Origin of the sequence: Wolbachia endosymbiont (group A) of Sturmia bella (genome assembly GCF_964030905.1) — a bacterium.
GTDB classification, from domain to species: domain Bacteria; phylum Pseudomonadota; class Alphaproteobacteria; order Rickettsiales; family Anaplasmataceae; genus Wolbachia; species Wolbachia pipientis.
Genome location: NZ_OZ034988.1, coordinates 766755 through 786169 on the forward strand (window position 1 = coordinate 766755; position 19415 = coordinate 786169).

At 35.9% G+C, this 19415-nt stretch carries 15 protein-coding genes; 7 read left to right on the top strand and 8 right to left on the bottom strand.

Annotated elements, in window-relative coordinates:
* Nucleotides 1-87: 87 nt before the first annotated feature.
* The 3 genes from ACQH3L_RS03525 to ACQH3L_RS03535 all read right to left on the bottom strand — a co-directional run bounded on the left by ACQH3L_RS03525 (nt 88) and on the right by ACQH3L_RS03535 (nt 5463).
* Entirely contained in the window at nt 88-1206 is a 1119-nt protein-coding gene (locus ACQH3L_RS03525; RefSeq protein ID WP_182282615.1) for a hypothetical protein, read from the bottom strand.
* 176 nt (nt 1207-1382) lie between these two features.
* On the bottom strand, nt 1383-2822 hold the full coding sequence (locus ACQH3L_RS03530; protein WP_425384608.1) for an AAA family ATPase: 1440 nt from the start codon (nt 2820-2822) through the stop codon (nt 1383-1385).
* Between the two features lie 25 nt (nt 2823-2847).
* Entirely contained in the window at nt 2848-5463 is a 2616-nt protein-coding gene (locus ACQH3L_RS03535) for a valine--tRNA ligase (RefSeq protein WP_425384609.1), read from the bottom strand.
* Nucleotides 5464-5712: 249 nt separating this feature from the next.
* Between ACQH3L_RS03535 and ACQH3L_RS03540 the strand changes: the two genes are divergently transcribed.
* Nucleotides 5713-6912, top strand: coding sequence for a hypothetical protein (locus ACQH3L_RS03540; RefSeq protein WP_425384610.1), 1200 nt, complete (start codon nt 5713-5715; stop codon nt 6910-6912).
* Nucleotides 6913-6962: 50 nt separating this feature from the next.
* Here the strand turns inward: ACQH3L_RS03540 and ACQH3L_RS03545 are convergent, their stop codons facing one another.
* Nucleotides 6963-7478, bottom strand: coding sequence for a gamma carbonic anhydrase family protein (locus ACQH3L_RS03545; RefSeq protein WP_425384611.1), 516 nt, complete (start codon nt 7476-7478; stop codon nt 6963-6965).
* Nucleotides 7479-7622: 144 nt separating this feature from the next.
* On the opposite strand from ACQH3L_RS03545, the gene secG reads away from it, so the two are divergent.
* The 3 genes from secG to ACQH3L_RS03560 are packed head-to-tail and all read left to right on the top strand — an operon-like array spanning nt 7623 to nt 9980.
* A complete protein-coding gene (gene secG / locus ACQH3L_RS03550; protein WP_010962615.1) occupies nt 7623-7943 on the top strand; it encodes a preprotein translocase subunit SecG in 321 nt (106 codons plus the stop codon).
* Nucleotides 7943-9547, top strand: coding sequence for a CTP synthase (locus tag ACQH3L_RS03555; protein ID WP_015588967.1), 1605 nt, complete (start codon nt 7943-7945; stop codon nt 9545-9547). Before secG ends, ACQH3L_RS03555 begins: the two co-directional genes overlap by 1 nt.
* A 25-nt stretch (nt 9548-9572) precedes the next feature.
* Nucleotides 9573-9980 (top strand): nucleoside deaminase, encoded by a 408-nt coding sequence (locus ACQH3L_RS03560; RefSeq protein WP_010962617.1) that lies wholly within the window; start codon nt 9573-9575, stop codon nt 9978-9980.
* Nucleotides 9981-10020: 40 nt separating this feature from the next.
* On the opposite strand, the gene ACQH3L_RS03565 is transcribed toward ACQH3L_RS03560, so the two are convergent.
* Nucleotides 10021-11223: an MFS transporter gene (locus tag ACQH3L_RS03565; protein WP_244226872.1), complete on the bottom strand. Its 1203-nt coding sequence runs from the start codon at nt 11221-11223 to the stop codon at nt 10021-10023.
* Nucleotides 11224-11401: 178 nt separating this feature from the next.
* On the bottom strand, nt 11402-11668 hold the full coding sequence (locus ACQH3L_RS03570) for a hypothetical protein (protein WP_038198831.1): 267 nt from the start codon (nt 11666-11668) through the stop codon (nt 11402-11404).
* A 483-nt stretch (nt 11669-12151) separates the two neighbouring features.
* Between ACQH3L_RS03570 and ACQH3L_RS03575 the strand changes: the two genes are divergently transcribed.
* The 3 genes from ACQH3L_RS03575 to ACQH3L_RS03585 all read left to right on the top strand — a co-directional run bounded on the left by ACQH3L_RS03575 (nt 12152) and on the right by ACQH3L_RS03585 (nt 16411).
* Nucleotides 12152-13099 (top strand): IS110 family transposase, encoded by a 948-nt coding sequence (locus ACQH3L_RS03575; protein WP_425384612.1) that lies wholly within the window; start codon nt 12152-12154, stop codon nt 13097-13099.
* Between the two features lie 770 nt (nt 13100-13869).
* Nucleotides 13870-14865: an ATP-binding protein gene (locus tag ACQH3L_RS03580; RefSeq protein ID WP_425384613.1), complete on the top strand. Its 996-nt coding sequence runs from the start codon at nt 13870-13872 to the stop codon at nt 14863-14865.
* Nucleotides 14866-15412: 547 nt separating this feature from the next.
* Nucleotides 15413-16411 carry a pyruvate dehydrogenase complex E1 component subunit beta gene (locus tag ACQH3L_RS03585; RefSeq protein ID WP_010082654.1) on the top strand — a complete coding sequence of 333 codons (999 nt, stop codon included), beginning with the start codon at nt 15413-15415 and terminating at the stop codon, nt 16409-16411.
* Here the strand turns inward: ACQH3L_RS03585 and ACQH3L_RS03590 are convergent.
* Both ACQH3L_RS03590 and lepA read right to left on the bottom strand, forming a co-directional pair.
* Nucleotides 16387-16761 carry a TrbC/VirB2 family protein gene (locus tag ACQH3L_RS03590; RefSeq protein ID WP_006279664.1) on the bottom strand — a complete coding sequence of 125 codons (375 nt, stop codon included), beginning with the start codon at nt 16759-16761 and terminating at the stop codon, nt 16387-16389. The two genes, ACQH3L_RS03585 and ACQH3L_RS03590, sit on opposite strands and share 25 nt — an antisense overlap.
* Nucleotides 16762-17615: 854 nt before the next feature.
* Nucleotides 17616-19412: a translation elongation factor 4 gene (gene lepA, locus ACQH3L_RS03595; RefSeq protein ID WP_010082651.1), complete on the bottom strand. Its 1797-nt coding sequence runs from the start codon at nt 19410-19412 to the stop codon at nt 17616-17618.
* Nucleotides 19413-19415 lie beyond the last annotated feature (3 nt).

The window sequence follows — 19415 nt, forward strand, 5'->3', positions numbered from 1 at the left end:
CACCTACAACAAACTTTCCTTTTTCAGTCTACTAGCTAAAAATGGCTAAGGTTTTATGTATCCAGTGTACAACTGTACTCAAAATGTCTAGTGGCTATTGATCGGGGTAGAACATCCACTGGTATATCCAGGATCTTCCACAAATGAAGGAACAGACGTTTCGCCTGGCAAATATTGTGCAGCTTCTTCTACTAACACAGACTTTGTTGCTTGAATCACTTGTAATATTACTTTTTTATCATCATCTCTGATCACTTCATTTTCCCTTACTAATTTTTCTACCTCATCTGTTACATATTCTATCATCCGTTGCAAAAAAAGCACTTCTTCTTTTTTCTTTTCCAATAAAGCTTTTTGAAGTTGTTCTATTTGAGAGGATTGCTTCAAAAGTGAACTGTTTAATTCTTTCACCTTATTATCGCGATCATCATTCACTGTTGTTAATGTGTTATCAGATTCTTTCTCTTCTTTTTGTAAAGATAATGACTCCTTTTCCAGCTCCTTAATTTTAGATAAGTACTCTTTCTCCTTTGTACACAATTTATCAACTTTACTTTCAAGATCAGTGCGCTTTTGACGTTCATCACTAACTTTACCTTCTAATTCTTTCTTTTCCTTTTCCGACTGGCATAACTTCTTCTCTAATTCTTCTATGTCGCTTTCTGAGCTCTCATGTTGTTCTTCCGATTCTAAAGTTTTTAATTGTTTTACTTCTTCTACTTCTACTTTTTTTCTTAACATAGTTAATTGAGTACGCAGAGAAGAAGCTTCCCTACTTTTATGTTCTAATTCCAAGTTTAATTCATCTTCATATTCCAATCTTAAGCGTAACTCATCTTCATATTCTGACTTTAAACATAACTTATTCTTTTCACTTTCTAATTTGCATTGACACAATTCCTCCATTAAAGAATCCACTTTTTCATTCAATCTTGTATTTTCATCACGTAACTCTTGGTGTTCAAGAGAAAGCATCTCCTCCTTATGTTCTAACTGACCTTTTACTTTTGCTTCCAATTCTACATTATTACTAATTATTTTACATGAAAGTGCAAGCACCAAAATAGATAATGTAGCTAAAGCAAGAATTAGAGGAAGAGGCACATTAGAAGTTACAATAAGCGCTAAAGATGTAAGTAACGTAAGAGTAGCTAAGGAACTAGCTATAAAATAAAATGTGTTAGCCTCACTAAGCAAATTGCTCATTACTCCCCTCCTCCCCCCACGTTCAGCAGTCTTGTATATATTTATTAAAATTCTCTTATCTGTGGAGGAATTATAGTGCTGCACCTACAACAAACTTCCCATCTTCAGTCTGCTAGCTAAAAAATGACTTAGACCTTGTGTATCGAGTGTACCATTGTACTTATAAGTCTAGTTAGCTATTGATCGGGGTAGAACATACTGGTATATCCAGAATCACATAAAGCGTCATTCAGCTTATGTGATGGTCTGGATGTGTATTGCTGTGATTCTCCTATAGAATTTTCAATTTTCCTGTTAGTCTGCTTATTCGACACCTCTCCAATATTATATTTAATACAAAAATCTTTAATTATAGTATAAGCAGAAGTTCCAATCTTGTTGTTTAACTTTTCAACTATATAATTTATAAAACATTCCACATCTGCTGCTGAGATAGAGAGTGTTGTAAGTCTTGTTTCGTTTAAAATTCTTGAGATAGCATGCTTGTACTTTTTATTTTTTAATTTTTCATTCAGACCATCCTTCAGTATATTCTTAAGTATACTTCCTTCTATCATAGTAAACTTGAGTTTACTACTCAAACGACTTCCCCTAACAAGTGATGCATCTAAATCTTGCAGACTAACATTAGTTGTAGCAAACACCGTCACACCTTTATCAGCTTCATCGAATCTAGTGAAAAAATAATTTAAAGGTACTCGATTGGCATCAGTGCGTCCCTTGCCAAAGCTGTCGATTTCATCTATAAGAACTATACAAGGAGCGTTTTCGTTTGCTTTATTAAAAAGCTCATTTATATTTGATTTTTCAAGCAAATCAGCTCCAGAAACTTTTATAAATGTAGTTAGAGATATCAGCTGATCCCCAATCGCCTCAACAATTGAACTCTTACCAGTTCCTCCTGGACCGTGAAAAATGAATCCTCTTTGTATTTTTTCTTGCTCTTCTTCTGAATCACCTGATTTTGCTGAAGACACTATATTAATATTATTTTTTATTGATTCATAAATATTTACTAATTTTGTTTTTATCTCTTTTATAAATATAAAATCCTCAAATGCTTTCTTCCCTCTTTTTTCACCTTTTGCGCAAAATTTCATAAAAATCTTTTCTTGTGTTTTACTTTCTGTTGCAGCACTAGCAATCTTTGCCTTTAGCTCTTCCATTTCATCTTTTGTTGCAGCACCAGCAATCTTTACCTTTAGCTCTTTCACTTCATTGTTAAGCTTATTTAGCTCCTCTTTTTTTGCAGCACTAGCAATTAGCTTTTCAATCTCATTGTACTGACTACTAAGCCTCTTATTTAGCTCTTTGATTTGAGGCTCTAAGCTTTGTATTATATTTTCTTGCTCTTTAGCTAATCCATTTTTTTCATTAGGTTCTGCTTTTTGTGCATCAAGCTTTTTATTCTGGCTGATCATTTTACATGAAAGTACAAGCACCAGAACAGAAAGTATAGACAAACTCAAAGCAACAGCTACATTAAAGGCTGCAACTGAAGACAAGAACTCAACATAAGGGGCAACGGCAAGTGTCCCAGACGCAAGCAATACCAAAGTAGCAAGAGCACCAGCTATAAGATACGGTGCATTGGCTTTATTATATAAATCCCCCATTATTATTCCCTCATACTAATAATGATTACAATAGCATGGATATTAAAGGAAGTAAATCTATATTCACTATGTATTTCTCGTCTTCAGTTTCAAGCTCAGACTGCATCCACTCTATCGTTTCCGCATTGCAAACTGCCTGCAAATCATTCTGTGCGGATTGATCCAACTTATCCTCTCGTAGATCTGCTTTTATCATCAACTTTTTTATCAGATGCTTAACTGATACATTATTATCTGCCTTTATCTTTCTGATAATGTTTAATATCTGAATAACATTATCTCCCATTTCCTCTGAATATTTATCGTAGATAAGTTCTTCTTTGCTTGGCCAATTACTTTGATTGTGTACAGAATTATAACTATACAACTGGTGGTATATCTCTTCTGTAATGTATGGCAAGAAAGGTGCAAATAACCGCAAAATAACATTTAACACATACGCCAAGCTTTGTTTTGCACTTAAGGTTGCTTCACTGCTTCCGTACGCACGTTTTTTTACTAACTCCAAGTAACTATCACAAAAATCCTTCCAAAAAAATTCCTCTATTGCGCCCAAAGCTTCGCAGTATTCAAACTGTAATAGGTTATTTGTTGCTCTTTCTATAACTTTGTATAACTTAGACAATATCCACTTATCCATTGTCTCGTGAGCAGAATTTATGCTCATCACTTGATGCTTTTCCATGAACATGGAAACGAACTTGCTAGCGTTCCAAAGTTTTGTAACGAGGCGCTTGCCAATTTTGAATGTATTTTCAGAGTAGACTGTATCAACTCCAAGCCTTGAGTTCGCTGCCCAATAGCGCACTACATCAGCTCCATAAGTTTCAAGTATTACATGAGGAGTGATGATGTTACCCTTTGATTTACTCATCTTTTTCTTATCATCTGCTAAACACCAACCGCTGATCATAATGTTTTTCCAAGGTAAAGAATTTGCATGATAATGTGCCTTTAAAATAGTATAAAAAGCCCAAGTTCTTATTATCTCATGGCTCTGGCTGCGCAGATCTGCAGGAAATATCGTATCATAGCGATGATTTGGTAAGCTAAACTCACTGTTTACTGCCAGTGCACTTAGTTGAGGAGTAATTGAACTTGTGGCCCAAGTATCCATTACATCTTGATCTGGGATAATCTCTTCTTTGCTATACCCTTTTGGTAAATCTTTCGATGGATCTATAGGTAGGTCCTTTATTTCAGCTAGGATGATTTTGCCCTCTTCTCCTTTACGCTTGGAATACCACGCTGGAAATGGCACACCAAAATAGCGCTGCCTTGAGATGCACCAGTCCCAATTTAGCCCTTCTATCCACACTTCCATGCGTTTACGCATATTGCTTGGGTGCCAATTGCATTCTTTTACTTTATCTAATACTTGAGCTTTTTGCTCTAAGGTCTTGATAAACCATTGATAAGTAGGCAATATCTCAAGTGGTGCACCAGATCTTTCTGCACACTTAACAGAATGAGAAATGTTAGTGCTTTCTACCAAAAGTCCTTTTTCAGTTAGGATTTCGATTATCCGCTTTCTTGCTGCTGTAACTTTCAATCCATTTATTTCATTTAGTATATCGTCTGTCATCCGAGTAGCTGACACTGGGATCCATTCTTCTTTCTGATCACACCCACCTTCCTTTGTCATCTGAGTAGCCCTTTCTCCTGTCATCCCAGTAGCCCCTATGGTGTCATCCCAGTGCCCAGACACTGGGATCCATATTTCTTTCTTCTGACCATGTACTGAATGAAGGCTCATCCTCCCATCCTGATCGATGATAATTTTCATCGGTAGATTATGCTTTTGCTGCCAATATATGTCGAGTTCATCACCAAACGTACAGCACATAACAAGCCCAGTGCCTTTATCTATTTTAACCTTATCATCAGCTATTATTGGAACTTTTGTCTCTGTGATCGGCACCACGGCTGTTTTTCCGATCAGATGGGTGTAGCGCGCATCCTCTGGATGACAAAAAACTGCAACACATGCTGGAAGTAACTCAGGTCGCGTAGTTGCAATGTTGATCTGCTCATTTTCTTCAGTAGAGAAAACTATCGTATTTAAGGATGACTCAAAAACTTTATCTTCTATTTCTGCTTGCGCAATTGCTGTTTTATCAACCGGGTCCCAAAGGATGGGCTGCATTTTTCTATATGCATACCCTTTATTATATAGATCAATAAACGACATCTGTGAAAGCGTCACAGTTTCCTTGCTGATCGTGTGATATTCCAAATCCCAGTCATAACTAATGCCGACCGATTTAAATAGTTCCTTGAATTCTTGCTTTGATTTTTCAATAACCTCATGGCACATCTCTATAAATTTTTCCCTGCCAACTTCTTTTGCGCGGGTTTTATAGGTTTGCTCAACCAATCTTTCAGTGGGAAGCCCATTATCATCAAACCCAATTGGGTAAAACACATCTTTTCCCAGCATGCGCTGAAACCTTGCAATAAAGTCCGTGTGGCAATAGCTAAATATATGGCCAATATGCAATTTACCCGATATTGTCGGTGGAGGTGTGTCTATAGTGAAAGTGTTATCCTTTTCACCATTCCACCTGTAAACTTTACTGCCTTCCCACAATATGTTGCATTTGTCTTCAACTTCTTTAAAGCCGTATTTTTCTTTTAACATAAATATTTCTCAATTTTAAACTTTAAGCTAGCAACGTCATACCGCCGCGGTATCTCTAGATCCCGCTAACAAGCAGCGGAATGACGATGGTCGGTAAACCTAAATTACTTTAGCTATAGCACAATTACGGCAATTTTACGCCAAAATTTTTTGTTTACGAACATAAATTTTCTATGCTATGATAAAAATATTACTTGACCTTAGGTTCTAAGGGTATTATGTAATGTTAAATTATAATTGAGGTTCGTTATGCTAAGCTTAAAGAGTGGTACAATACAGGTTGCCGATGATAAAATAGTGCTTGTTATAAAAAAAGATGATTATGAAGAATTTAAAAAGTATAAAAACGTAGATAAGAGTGGTGCTATAATTGATGACAAGTTTTATGTGGGCTGTACGCTAAATGATCAACAACTATATATTACTGGTTCTTATCCTCAAGAAGAACTAGGAGATAATACAATCATGAATGTAAAATCCGTTGGGAAAAAGTGTGGCAAAGATTTTAGTCGCCTAGAAGAAATGAAAAATCTGTTAGGCTTTAACGATGGGAAAGAGGAGATTATGGTAAAAGCCCTATCTTTCCATCCCACAGTACAATTGTTAGAAGAGAAAAATGTTAAAACAACAGAATTGGAAGCTGCAGAAGAGCAGTTAAAGGGGAAAAATGAAGAATTAGAAGCTGCAAAGAAGAAAGCTGAGGAGGAATTGAGAATTAAAACACAAGAATTACAAGATCAATTGGACACAGCTCAGCAGGAAAAACAAGACTTAGAAGCTGAAGTGGAAAAACTAAAGGCAATAGATTCTACAGCGTTGCAGCAGCAGTTAGAAGAGAAAAATGCTAAAATAACAGAATTGGAAGCATTAGATGCTGTGGCGTTACAGCAAAAGTTAACAGAGAAAGAGAATGAAATGACAGCATTAAAAGCTCAACCAGATGCTGCTGTTACGAAGTTAGAGGGTGAAAAAACAACACTAACAAATAAAAGATTTAGAAGCACAGTTAAACAACCAAATGCTGCTCAGTTAAAAGCCAAAGAGGATGAAATAAATAAACTAAATGATGAAGTTGCGCAGTTAAAGGCAGCACCAAATGATACTGCTGCTCAGTTAAAAGCCAAAAAGGATGAAACAAAAGACTTACAAAATCGATTGACTGAAGCTGAGGAGAAAAATAGAAAACTAGAAGATAAAAGCAAAACAACTGAGCAACCAAAACAAGGCAATGGAGCATGGTACACTGCTACTGTTGGTATGGGTCTTGCTGCTGGACTGATAGCATTTACTGCACTTGAACGTACAGTTAAGTTAGAGATGTTAGTAATGATTGGTATAGCAGTAGCATCTGCACTCGTAGCCGGTGGTATTACATATGCAGTATTACCTAGTACTCAAGTAGATGGGGCAAAAGCACAAGAAGTAAATGAGAATGGGAAAAAGAAGTAACAAGGGTTAAGCCGAAATGTACGTGTCAAGTAAAACACTTGACGCGAACTTCAGTTTTTATATTCCTTCATTAGCATAATATAATTTTGTGCTGATTGTGTAATATGTTTAATTTCTTCATTCGACATTTTTTTGAAGAATTTTGCTGGCCTGCCAGCCCATATTTCCCCACTTTTTATCACTTTTCCGTGTGTTACCAGTGAGGCAGCAGCTACCATAGCTTCAGGCTCCACAACTGCATGGTCCATCACGGTAGAGCCCATACCAATAAACGCCTTATCATGCACCGTGCATGCGTGCAACACACAAAAATGTCCCACTGTTACCATGCTGCCAATAATTGTGTCACCACCTGGGTTTCTATCCACATGAATTACCGTTCCATCTTGAATATTTGTTCCATTACCTATTTTTATTGATCCAACGTCCCCTCTGATTACACAATTAAACCAGATGCTTGCATCTCTTCCTATTTCAACCTTACCTATGATATGCGAACCACCTGCGATGAAAGCACTTTCGTCTATTTTTGGTTCATAATCTTTATATTTTAAAATGTGATACATATTAAGCCCAAAGTCTTATGCATATGTTAATCAAAATAAGGTAAGCAGTAAATACATACTTAGATTTCAAGTTATTTGGGTGACAGATGTTCTTGACTTACGTGCTTTGTACTGCTAAGATTTTTATTTTCAGCCCTATCTATAATGTCAGTAGCGGTATTAAGTATATTTCAAATAATATTGGTTGTTGTGTTAGTAATTTTAGTGCTCTTGCAGCCGCCTGGAAGTAGTTCGTTAAGTGGTTTTAGTAATACACAACAGGGGGTCAATTCGATGATTCCAGTGAAATCTTCTGAAAACCCGCTCAGCAGAATAACGGCTATTGTTGCTGGATTGTTTATTATAAACACATTGCTATTGTCAGGATTATATTCAAAAGACGTACATAAAAAATCGATTGCAGAGAAAATTATATTAGAAAAAAAGCAAGAAAGTGAACCTACTTCTGTTCCATTTGAAAATTAATGAAGGAAGCTAAATTTATCTTTGTTACAGGTGGAGTTGTGTCATCGCTTGGTAAAGGCTTAGTTGCTTCAAGCGTTGGTGCGCTTCTTCAAGCTCACGGTTTTAAGATCCGTATCAGAAAACTTGACCCGTATCTCAACATTGATCCTGGGACAATGAACCCAACTCAGCACGGAGAGGTATTTGTGACCGAGGATGGTGCTGAAACTGATTTGGATCTTGGGCATTATGAGCGTTTTACTGGAATTAAAGCAACAAAAGATGACAATATAACAACTGGTAAGATATATCATGAGTTATTGAAGAAAGAGAGGCGTGGTGATTATCTGGGCAAAACTGTGCAAGTCATTCCTCATGTGACAGATTTGATCAAATCGTTCATTTTTAATGGTACGGAAGGTTTAGATTTTGTAATATGTGAAATAGGCGGAACTGTAGGTGACATTGAAAGCCAACCATTTTTGGAGGCTATACGTCAAGTTAACTACACATTAGGAAAACAAAGAGTTATCCTTATTCACTTAACTTTAATACCATATCTTACCGCAGCGCAAGAATTAAAGACAAAACCAACGCAGCATTCAGTTCGAGAGTTAAATTCCGCGGGGTTACAACCAGATATTATATTATGCCGCAGTGAGAAAGAAATTTTCGATAATCAAAGAGAGAAAATAGCTAAGCTTTGCAATGTTTCTTTATCCAATGTGATACCTGCCCCTGATGTGAGTCATATATATGAGTTACCGGTGTTGTATAGCCAATGTGGGCTTGATACGCAAATTTTGGAGCACTTTCATTTAAGTAAGCCAAAACCAAGCTTGACTGAATGGGATCAAATAGTGCATTCCATAAGGCACCCAACACAGGAAGTTACTGTATCTATAGTGGGAAAATACACCGAATTCCCTGATGCATACAAATCACTGGTTGAAGCATTAAATCATGGTGCGATTAGTAATAAAGTCAAAGTAAAGATAAATTGGGTTAACTCAAGAGAGAAGGAAGAAAAACCTATAAATGAAAAACTTATAGGAGAGAAATTACAGAACTCTCATGCAATCCTTGTTCCAGGGGGGTTTGGTGATGACGGAGTAGAGGGTAAAATATTAGCAATAAATTATGCCCGTACAAATAATATCCCATTTTTCGGAATTTGCCTTGGTATGCAGCTTGCAATTATTGAATTTGCTCGTAATGTTGTTAAGCTTGAAGATGCACACTCTGAAGAATTTCGTAACTGTAAACATCCAATCGTTAAGTTAGCTGGCGATCAAGATGACGATCTTGGTGGAACCATGAGACTTGGGGCATACAAATGTAATATAAATGCAAACTCTAAAATGATGGATGCATATAGTAACACTACTATTTCAGAAAGACACAGGCATAGATACATAATCAATTCAGATTATAAAGATGATTTGGAAAAAAATGGGCTGCTATGCAGTGGCATATCAGAAGATGGAACGTGCATAGAGGCAGTGGAGTTAGAGAGTCATCCGTGGTTTATTGGTGTGCAGTTTCATCCAGAATTTCAATCAAAGCCGTTTTCTCCTCATCCTCTTTTCGTGTCGTTCGTTAAAGCAGCAATTGATAAGAAATAAGTGCCTAGTGTTTAAGTATCAATATATGGAGCTTGCCATAGAGCAAGCCAAACTCGCTCAAAAAAATGATGAGGTGCCCATAGGTGCTGTAATAGTGAGTGGAGACAATATCATTTCTTCTGCACACAATATATCCAGCGATCCAACTGCACATGCAGAGATGTTAGCGATCAGACAAGCATTTTCAACTCCCACGCTTTGTGATGCTGATATGTACGTAACATTAGAACCATGTCCGATGTGTGCTCAAGCTATTTCCTTTGCCAGAATTAAACGATTGTACTTTGGAGCTTATAATCCAAAAGGTGGAGGAATTGAAAATGGTGCTAAGATATTTCAATTTTGCAGCCATATACCTGAAGTTTATGGTGGGATATTAGAAATAGAATGCTCTTTTTTGTTAAAGGATTTTTTTGAGAAACTAAGGACCTAATTTAGGTTACGGTATAAATCTAAGAGAAAACTGAGAACTTTCACAAATCAAAATTTTTATCTTGCGGTTTTATTTGCAATATTGCTACCACACTGATCAACAAGCAGAAGACTATATAAAGCCCAGCAGCAAGGTTTGTTTGAGGAAATGTTACAGTCAACCAAATACAAACCATAGGAGTAAATCCTCCATGTAACGCATAAGAGATATTGCGTGATAAGCTCACACCACTAAATCTAACATTGGTAGGAAAGAGTTCAGATGCAACTATTCCTATGGGAACTATACCCCTTTCTATTATAGAGAGAACCATTACGCTCAACGCAATCACAAGATAATTTTTATAGTAATATGCAATAGATAACGCAGGACAACACAGTGCCATTGTAATTGCTATAAATAAGATTGCAGTGCGCTCTTTTCCAACTTTATCAGCCAACATTCCAAACGCTATTGAAGATATCGGCATTAATACACTGGTTATAATCAATACAATTTCGTTGATATATGTTGTTACATAAACATCCACTGATGCTATTTCCTTTGCGAGAGTTCGAAGAAATATGGTAAATCCAACAGCAACATTAACAGGTACAGATATTAAAATAGCAAGTATAAGAGCTCTCTTGTGGCGTTTTATAAGCTCTATTATTGGCAAATCAGGTAAATTTCTTTGTTTTCGATTTTTTTCATATGCTGGAGTTTCTCCCAATGTGTATATGCTATACGCGCTAATTAATCCTAAAATAGCTGAGAAAATAAATGGCAATCTCCAACCCCAGGTACAAAAATCAGTAGTTTTTTTGCAGATAATCACTATCACCGCAGAAAGCAAGACGCCAATGGAGCGACCAAAACCCATCATTCCAAAATACATCCCTAAGTTCTCTTTCCTACTGGATAAATGCTCTATAAGATAAACAGAACTTCCTTGTTCACCACCAAGTGCAATTCCTTGTGTTATATGGATTGCAAGAAGCAATATAGTAGAAATTATACCTACTTGATTGTGACTTGGAATAAATGCAATGAGACTTGATGGTATCGATATTAGCAAGATAGTAATTATTAATGCTATCCTCCTTCCATACCTGTCACCAACGTGACCAAATATGAATGCACCAAGTGGCCTTACAATTGCACCTAGCCCTACAATTCCAAATAATTGCAGTATGTTACTGTAGACATCTTTTGCAAAACAAAACTCTCTGCTGATTATGTTAATCAAATCAATAAAAAGCATGTAGTCATACCATATTGCGATTCTGCAGAGTATGGTTGATATCAACACCCTTGTTTGCACTAAATTCAATTCGTAAATGTTTGCTTATTCTATTCTGGCTGCTTTTTGGGATTTTACAACCTAAACATATGGAGTTGACTTTTTTATTATGGTGTGTGATAATTGCAATGAATATAGCTTATTTAGCAGCACTTATAGCAGCAGCTATAATAAAAATAGCAGCAGTAATACTTTGTGCTATAATGTGTATAAGCATTTTCTTTATATTATTTAAGGGAATTAAAGAACACTTAGATTCAAAAGGATTTCTATCTCTTCTGAAAACAGTAGGTGTAATTTCTATAATACTATCAATTATATCTCTCCCACTTATTATATTAAGCCTTACTACTCCGTCACCTCTGGTAGTAGGTATAGTAGGTGGTATCGTTGGTGCTATTTCCATAATACCATTAATAGTAGCTTACATTTTGCTTGTGGCTATATCGAATATCTTTATTACCAAGTCTTTATAAATTTGAGCTAATGTTACTGTCTTCATTTCTTCTTGGTTGTAATATTGCTGAAAGTTATCTATTTCCATAGGTATAACATATAATCTGATTTTATAAGATATTCTACCGGGATTAAAATATCGTAAATCTTAGGCGTTATAAACAAAATTTACAGGAAAAATAAGATGATACTACTCAAAAAGGCAAACAAGACGGTTGTAAGTCGGAAATGTGATATAAAAAAACAAGAAGGAAGATAACTCTATAAAAAGTAGTTATCACAGGCTTGAGCGACCGTAAGACAGTAGTATTATAACATACGCAGATATCAAGGTACTCAAGCCTATCCTTCGAGACGTTTGAATAGTTGTTTGGGACATATATATGCATCCGTTTACAATCTTAAATTTTAACTTAAACTCTCGAGGTTCTTTATGATTACATCTTATCAAAATTTTATCGGCATTGATATCGGAAAACTTGAATTTGTTACTACAGTTAATGAACAAAAAGGCGTCATCAAATTTGACAATAGTTGTGCTGGTTGGAAGCAATTCTACCAAAAATTTTCAAATATCTTGCCCAACTCCATGGTAATTTTAGAAGCTACAGGAGGTTATGAGCTTGGCTTATTGTATTTTCTTATTGATAGAAACATTGCTGTGCATCGTGCTAATACTCGCCAAGTTAAAAACTTCATTTTATCTCATGGAACTTTGGCAAAGACTGACAATCTGGACGCAAAAGCACTTGCCCGGTATGGCTCTGAGCGTTGCAGACGTCTGCAGCTATTTACACCTATCTCAAAAGAACAAACTACCTTGTTTGCATTTTGTCAGCGTCGTGACGATATTACGAAAATGCTTGTTCAAGAGAAGAATAGGCTAAAAACTCCTGGAAATGATTACATTAAGGAAAGTTGTCAACAAACTATTGAATTCCTTAATAGCCAGGTAGAAAAGCTTGACCAAGCTATACAAAAAATAGTCGATGAAAGTCCTGAATTGCAACAATGCCAAAAAACTCTTGAAACAGTTCCTGGAATAGGTAGAAAAACCTCTCAATGTTTATTATGTCTTATACCAGAGCTTGGTTCTTTAAACAAAAAGCAAGTTGCAAGTCTTGCAGGTGTTGCACCTCATCCTAAGGAAAGTGGTAAAGCTATTGGTTACCGAAGAATTATAGGTGGTAGAAGCAACGTTCGTTCAAAGCTTTTTACAGCCGCTATGGCCGCTAGAAACTCTAAGTCCGAACTTGCTACTTTTTATTGCAAGCTTGTTGATAGTGGTAAAAGAAAGATGGTCGCGCTTACTGCACTTATGCGTAAAATTATAGTTATTGCCAATGCCAGACTTAAAGAAGCAATTAATTCGAATATTTAAAATTTACACAACAGTAACTGAAATGAATATCGTGAATAAGTACGCCCATACAGACTTAAAGTACTTATTCACATATTCATTGGCTTAAACAGGAATTGTTGTAGTAGCTGTTTGATATAAAGTTCTATTTCTATGGCAAACGGGTTTTTATTGCCCATATAATTGGGTAAAACCGCAAAATCACACAAATAAGAAATTTTTTTAAAAACATAGTTGATATTTTTCTGGCATAAGTTAGCGTTCAGCTTTACCTTTCCTTGCAAGACATTTTAGAGCTATTATGTCTTACTTCTTGAAGATACAAGTTAGCGTTTTTAACCCGAATTCTGGATTGGAGATTAAAAAAACAAGAATATCAATAGCTTATTGTTTTAGCATTTACGATAAAGCAGTAAGCATTTTAAGACTAGTTACTAATTTAGTAAAATTCAAGACTTTCAATAATTTACCTAAAATCTAATCCAGAATTCGGGTTAATAATAAAATCTTGTTTTTTGAAAATGAATTTGGTAAACTTTAAAGATGTATGTGACAATATGGTGATATATTGTTTTTAGTATTTAATAAAGTACGTACTTGATAATTTTTCTGAACGCTCTAATCAAGCTAAAATAGGTAAGCTAGATAAAATTATTCTTAGTTTAAAATTGGTATAAGGTATTAAGATGAAAAAAATTGAAATTTCAGAATTACTAAAAAGAATTTCAATCTGTTTACTATGCGTGGCAACTATTGTCTCTATCGCTTTTTTGTTTGCCTATATGCATACAATGTTGCTTAGTAAAGGGTATGAGTTAGCTGCACATTATGTTAGTGAAGCTATGCCTTGTGTGTTACTTGTCGTTCTCCTTTTTATTGTTTGGTTTGTATATGATCAAGTATTCAGCAAACTAAAGGAAGTAGAGCTGCCTATATCGATAGAATTAGCTAATTCAGATGATAAAAGAATAACATTTGCTGATGCTATAATTGATGACTCCTTAAAACAACGGTTGCAGATGATTTGCTGTGACCAAATGACAGAAGAAATGCGCAAGCTGTTTGGAAATAAAAGTATTAATTCACTAAGAGGTTACATATTATATGGCCCTCCTGGAAATGGTAAAACACTTATCGCTCGTGCAATTGCAGGTGAATCAAATATGAATTTCATAAGCATCTCAGGTCCTGAACTTATTGGAGTATATATTGGTCATGGTGCACATGCTGTACGCGAGCTTTTTAAAATAGCAAAAAAATATTCTCCTTGTATAGTCTTTATAGATGAAATAGATGCAGTTGCACAAAAAAGAAGTACCGCTAATAACTCAGCTTACCATTGTCGAGAGAGTTTAACACAGTTGTTAACTGAAATAGATGGATTTAAGAGCAGAAAAGATATAATAGTAATTGGTGCAACTAACCTTATCGGTGGTATAGATCCAGCACTTATTAGACTTGGACGTTTAGGTCAGAAGGTTTATGTCCCTAATCCAAACATAGAGGTGAGACAAAAGATATTGGCACTTTATATGCGAGGTACAAAAACTGATGAAAAGCTAAGCCTCCAAGACATTGCAGACAAGACTGAAGGCTATTCTGGGGCTGAGTTAGAGCAATTAGTGAATGAAGCAAAAATTAGCGCTGGTGCGCAAAGACGGCTTATAGTGAGTGAGGAAGATTTCAGTTACGCGCTTCACAGGTTAAGTCCAGAACAAGAAAGAGATAGAATAAAGTTAGTTTCAAACGCGAAGACACAGATAGAAGAAACTTCTTTTATACGGTAAACATAAAAATTGAAATTATAGAAGTGTAGCTGAGCCAACCTTCGTTATTCTTATTATTACCCACAAATAAAGACATGGTATTGCATTTACTCAAATAATTTAATTTTATTAACCTGAAAGCTTATTGGATTAAAATTATTAAATTAAGAGTTATAATTTTAGCAACTAAAAGCTGTAAATTGCACCATATAAACAGTTATTTCAAGCAAAAGTTATACTGACCTTAGCCAGAAAAAGTGGTGGAAAAGTTAGGAATGTTTTTTACAAAAAAAGACAGTATCAATAAAAAGGATTTTATTCTATTTGAAATATAAAATTATCATGTATTTTTCTGTTATTCCCAAGTGAATTATTATTAACTTAGCAGTATATATTATTAAAAACACAAGCAATACAATCATTTTTAGCAACCAAAACCAGCAAGCGTGAGAAGATTTTTTTTTGGAATGAGTTGGTCATGATGTTTGTAAAACTTAATTTGTACACTTTACTTACCCCCAGTAATTCTGATATAGTTACTTTAGTTAAAGTCTATAAAAGTTTATAAATGGCAACCTTAAGTGTAAGAGAAGCTTTATGCACAGCAATTAGAGAAGAAATGCAAAACGACTCTGATGTGCTTATCATGGGTGAAGAAGTTGCAGAGTATGATGGTGCTTATAAAGTAACGAAAGGATTACTGAAAGAGTTTGGAGAAAACAGAGTAGTTGATACGCCTATTACCGAACATGGATTTGCTGGCCTTGCTGTTGGAGCGGCATTTGCTGGATTAAAGCCAATAGTCGAGTTTATGACTTTTAATTTTTCTATGCAAGCTATTGACCAAATTGTGAATTCCGCAGCAAAAACAAATTATATGTCAGGCGGACAACTTGGATGCCCTATAGTATTTCGTGGACCAAATGGCGCTGCAGCAAGAGTTGCTGCACAACATTCTCAATGCTTTGCAGCTTGGTATTCGCATATACCGGGGTTAAAAGTAATAGCACCCTATTTTGCCTCAGATTGCAGAGGTCTGCTTAAAGCTGCAATTCGTGACCCTAATCCGGTAATATTTCTAGAAAACGAAATAGCTTATGGACATGAGCATGAAGTTTCTGACTCTGAGCTATCAAACAAAGATTATCTACTTGAGATAGGCAAAGCTGCTGTTATACGGGAAGGAAAGGATGTAACTATCACTGCTTTTTCATTAAAATTAATGGATGCCTTAAATGCAGCAGATTTACTTTCGAGTAAAGGTATAGAAGCTGAAGTTATTGACCTCAGAACCTTAAGACCACTTGACACTCAAACTGTTATTAACTCTATTCAGAAGACTAATAGGTTAGTTAGTGTAGAAGAAGGATGGCCATTTGCAGGAATAGGAGCAGAGCTGTCAGCCGTTGTTATGGAACAAGGATTTGACTACCTTGATGCTCCAGTTGTACGTGTAACTGGCAAGGACATCCCCTTACCTTACGCTGCAAATCTAGAAAAAAAAGCATTACCGCAAGTGGAAGATATAGTTGAAGCCGTGCATCAGGTCTGTTTTAGAAAAAAATAGTTCTTTTTTGTGTCTCCTGTTCCGCATTGGTCCATCAAAGAAGTATTTCCAGTGCCGCCTATACCACCCATTACTTTTATGACGATAGTTTTAGCACCGAAAAATACAGCACAAAATATACCGAGTGCAAAAAGAGCTGGCCATGGCATTCTACCAAATATCGCAAGCAAAGCTGCACCTATTATCACTACGGTCATAAGCGGTCCGCCTATTCCCCAAACGTAGCCAATAATGTTACATATTACTTGAGCAGTTGTATCAGTATTAGTGTCAGCGGCAGCACTCCCAACATGAGAAAAAGAAATAAATAATACTATAAAAAGAATATTAAAAACTTTCCTAGGGTTCATCTCTATACCTTAAATTTAGATATTGCAATTATACCTAAAATACTATAATTTTTAGTAAAACTAGCATAAAGATTGAATAACAAACGGTGCCACAAAAGTAGTTGACACACAACTGCACAAATATTGTAATATAGACATAGTAAACGATATTATTCCAGTGCTTGACGCTGGAATCCAGACTTTAATTGTTATATTTATAAATAAGTCTGGAACGTTCATCTCAAATGCAGTATTTTTGTTGAAATAGCTCAACTGGATCCCAGTGTCAAGCACTGGGATGACAGCAGTCCTACGTCATACCGCCGCGGTATCTCAGCCGCTAACAAGTAGCGGGATGACGGTTGTCGTTTAGCCATAAACATTAAGAAATTTACCAAATGAAAAAAAAGGCAAAAGAAGCCCCGTGGTTGGCTAATTACTTACATTATACTTTCAAGTATGGCGTTTTTTTATTCTAAATGCTTAATAACCGCGATTCAGTTGCTTTTAAACCGCAACTAATCTAAATTAGAAACATTAAGAAATTTACTAAACAGAAAAAAAGGCAAAAGAAACCCTAGGGTAGCTAGTTATTCACTATCCATTTTTTAAGTTGGCGTTTTTTTATGTTTTAAACGCTTTATAAGCGCGTTTCAGCTTATGTAGGTAGAAGTTTGATAAAGACATAAGGTGCACATAGTGCAAAAAATTAAACATGAGACGCAAGATACGTGAGTTTTTTTGTCATTTAATCTGTACAGAGAAGATAAATAAATAGCTTCAGTTTCATGATAAGGGGGCTGGCGGAGTTTGTCAAGTAAGTTTTTTCGTTTCTAACGGTTGTTGCCAAAAACTATACAAGAAGTCTTTTAAGATCAATCACTTATCTTCAAGGCTTGAATAAAAGCATTCTGTGGAATATTTACGTTCCCTATAGAATGTAACCTTTTTTTACCCTTCTTTTGCTTTTCAAGTAGTTTCATTCTTCGCGTTACATCTCCACCATAGAGTTTAGCTGTTACATCTTTTCTGTATGGGTTAATCGTTTCTCTGGCAATAATTTTTCCGCCCACTGCCGCTTGAATCGCGATTTTATATTGCTGACGTGGTATTAAATCCTTCAAGCGTGCACATATTTCACGCCCCCTTTTTTCTGCCCTACTTTTGTGAACGATACAAGCCAGTGCATCTACGGGCTCTCCATTAATTAAAAAGCTTAATTTATCTATTTGGCTTACCAGATAGCTGGAAATTTCCCAATCCAAACTTGCATATCCTTTGGAAATTGATTTTAATCGATCATAAAAGTCAAAAACAACTTCAGACAGTGGTAATTTATATCTTAACAATGCTGTTGTTGTGTTACCAATGTAAGATAAATCCTCCTGTTCTCCCCTCCTTTCTTCACATAGAGATAGAATATCACCTAAGTATTGATCAGGAACCATTATGGTTGCGGTAATCCACGGTTCTTCCACAATTTCAATTTTCGTTGGATCTGGCATATCACTTGGGTTATGAATATTCAAAACTTCACCACTTCGTGTTGTAACCCTATATATAACACTCGGTGCAGTTGCTGTTAGATCTAAATCAAACTCTCTCTCGAGTCTTTCTTGAATAACTTCAAGATGCAACATTCCCAAAAAACCACAACGAAATCCATAGCCTAGTGCATTTGAAGTTTCAGCTTCGAAGGTAAAACTTGCATCATTTAAATGTAACTTCTCTAGAGCTTCCCTTAGATATTTAAAATCATCCGTTTTGTGAGGGAAAATGCTACAAAATACCACAGGATGCACTTCTTTAAATCCAGGAAGTGCTTCACTACAAGGTCTCTTTTCCTCAGTGATAGTGTCTCCTACCTTGCAGTCTGCTACTTCCTTCATTGAAGCAGTTATAAAACCAACTTCACCCGCTGAAAGTTCACCCGTCATCACTTTTTTAGGGGTGAAAATACCGATATTATCTATCTGATATGTAGCATTATTAGACATCATAACAATTCTCATGCCTTTTTTTAGCACTCCATTTTTAACTCGCACTAAAATTACTACTCCTAAGTAAGTGTCATACCAACTATCAACCAAAATTGCTTGCAGTGGAGCATTTACATCACCTTGAGGAGCTGGAAGTTTTGCTACTATTGCTTCCAGTACATCTTTTATTCCAAGTCCAGTTTTTGCTGATATTAAAACTGACTCACTTGCGTCAATGCCAATTACTTCCTCAACCTGGAGTTTTACCTTTTCTGGATCTGCAGCAGGAAGATCAACTTTATTGAGCACAACTATTATTTCATGGTTGTTGTCAATAGCTTTATATACATTTGCAAGGGTTTGTGCTTCAACGCCCTGGCTACTATCTACCACTAAAAGTGAACCTTCACATGCGGCTAAGCTTCGGCTTACCTCGTAAGAAAAGTCAACGTGACCTGGGGTGTCCATGAGATTTAGGCAATATTGATTACCGTCGTTTGCCGTATAATTGAGTTTTACCGTCTGTGCCTTAATTGTAATCCCACGTTCGCGTTCTATATCCATTGAATCGAGTATTTGATTGATCATTTCTCTTGCTTCAAGGCCGTTACATTCCTCTATTAAACGGTCAGCAAGCGTTGACTTACCGTGGTCTATATGCGCTATTATTGCAAAATTTCTTATGTTGTTCATTTA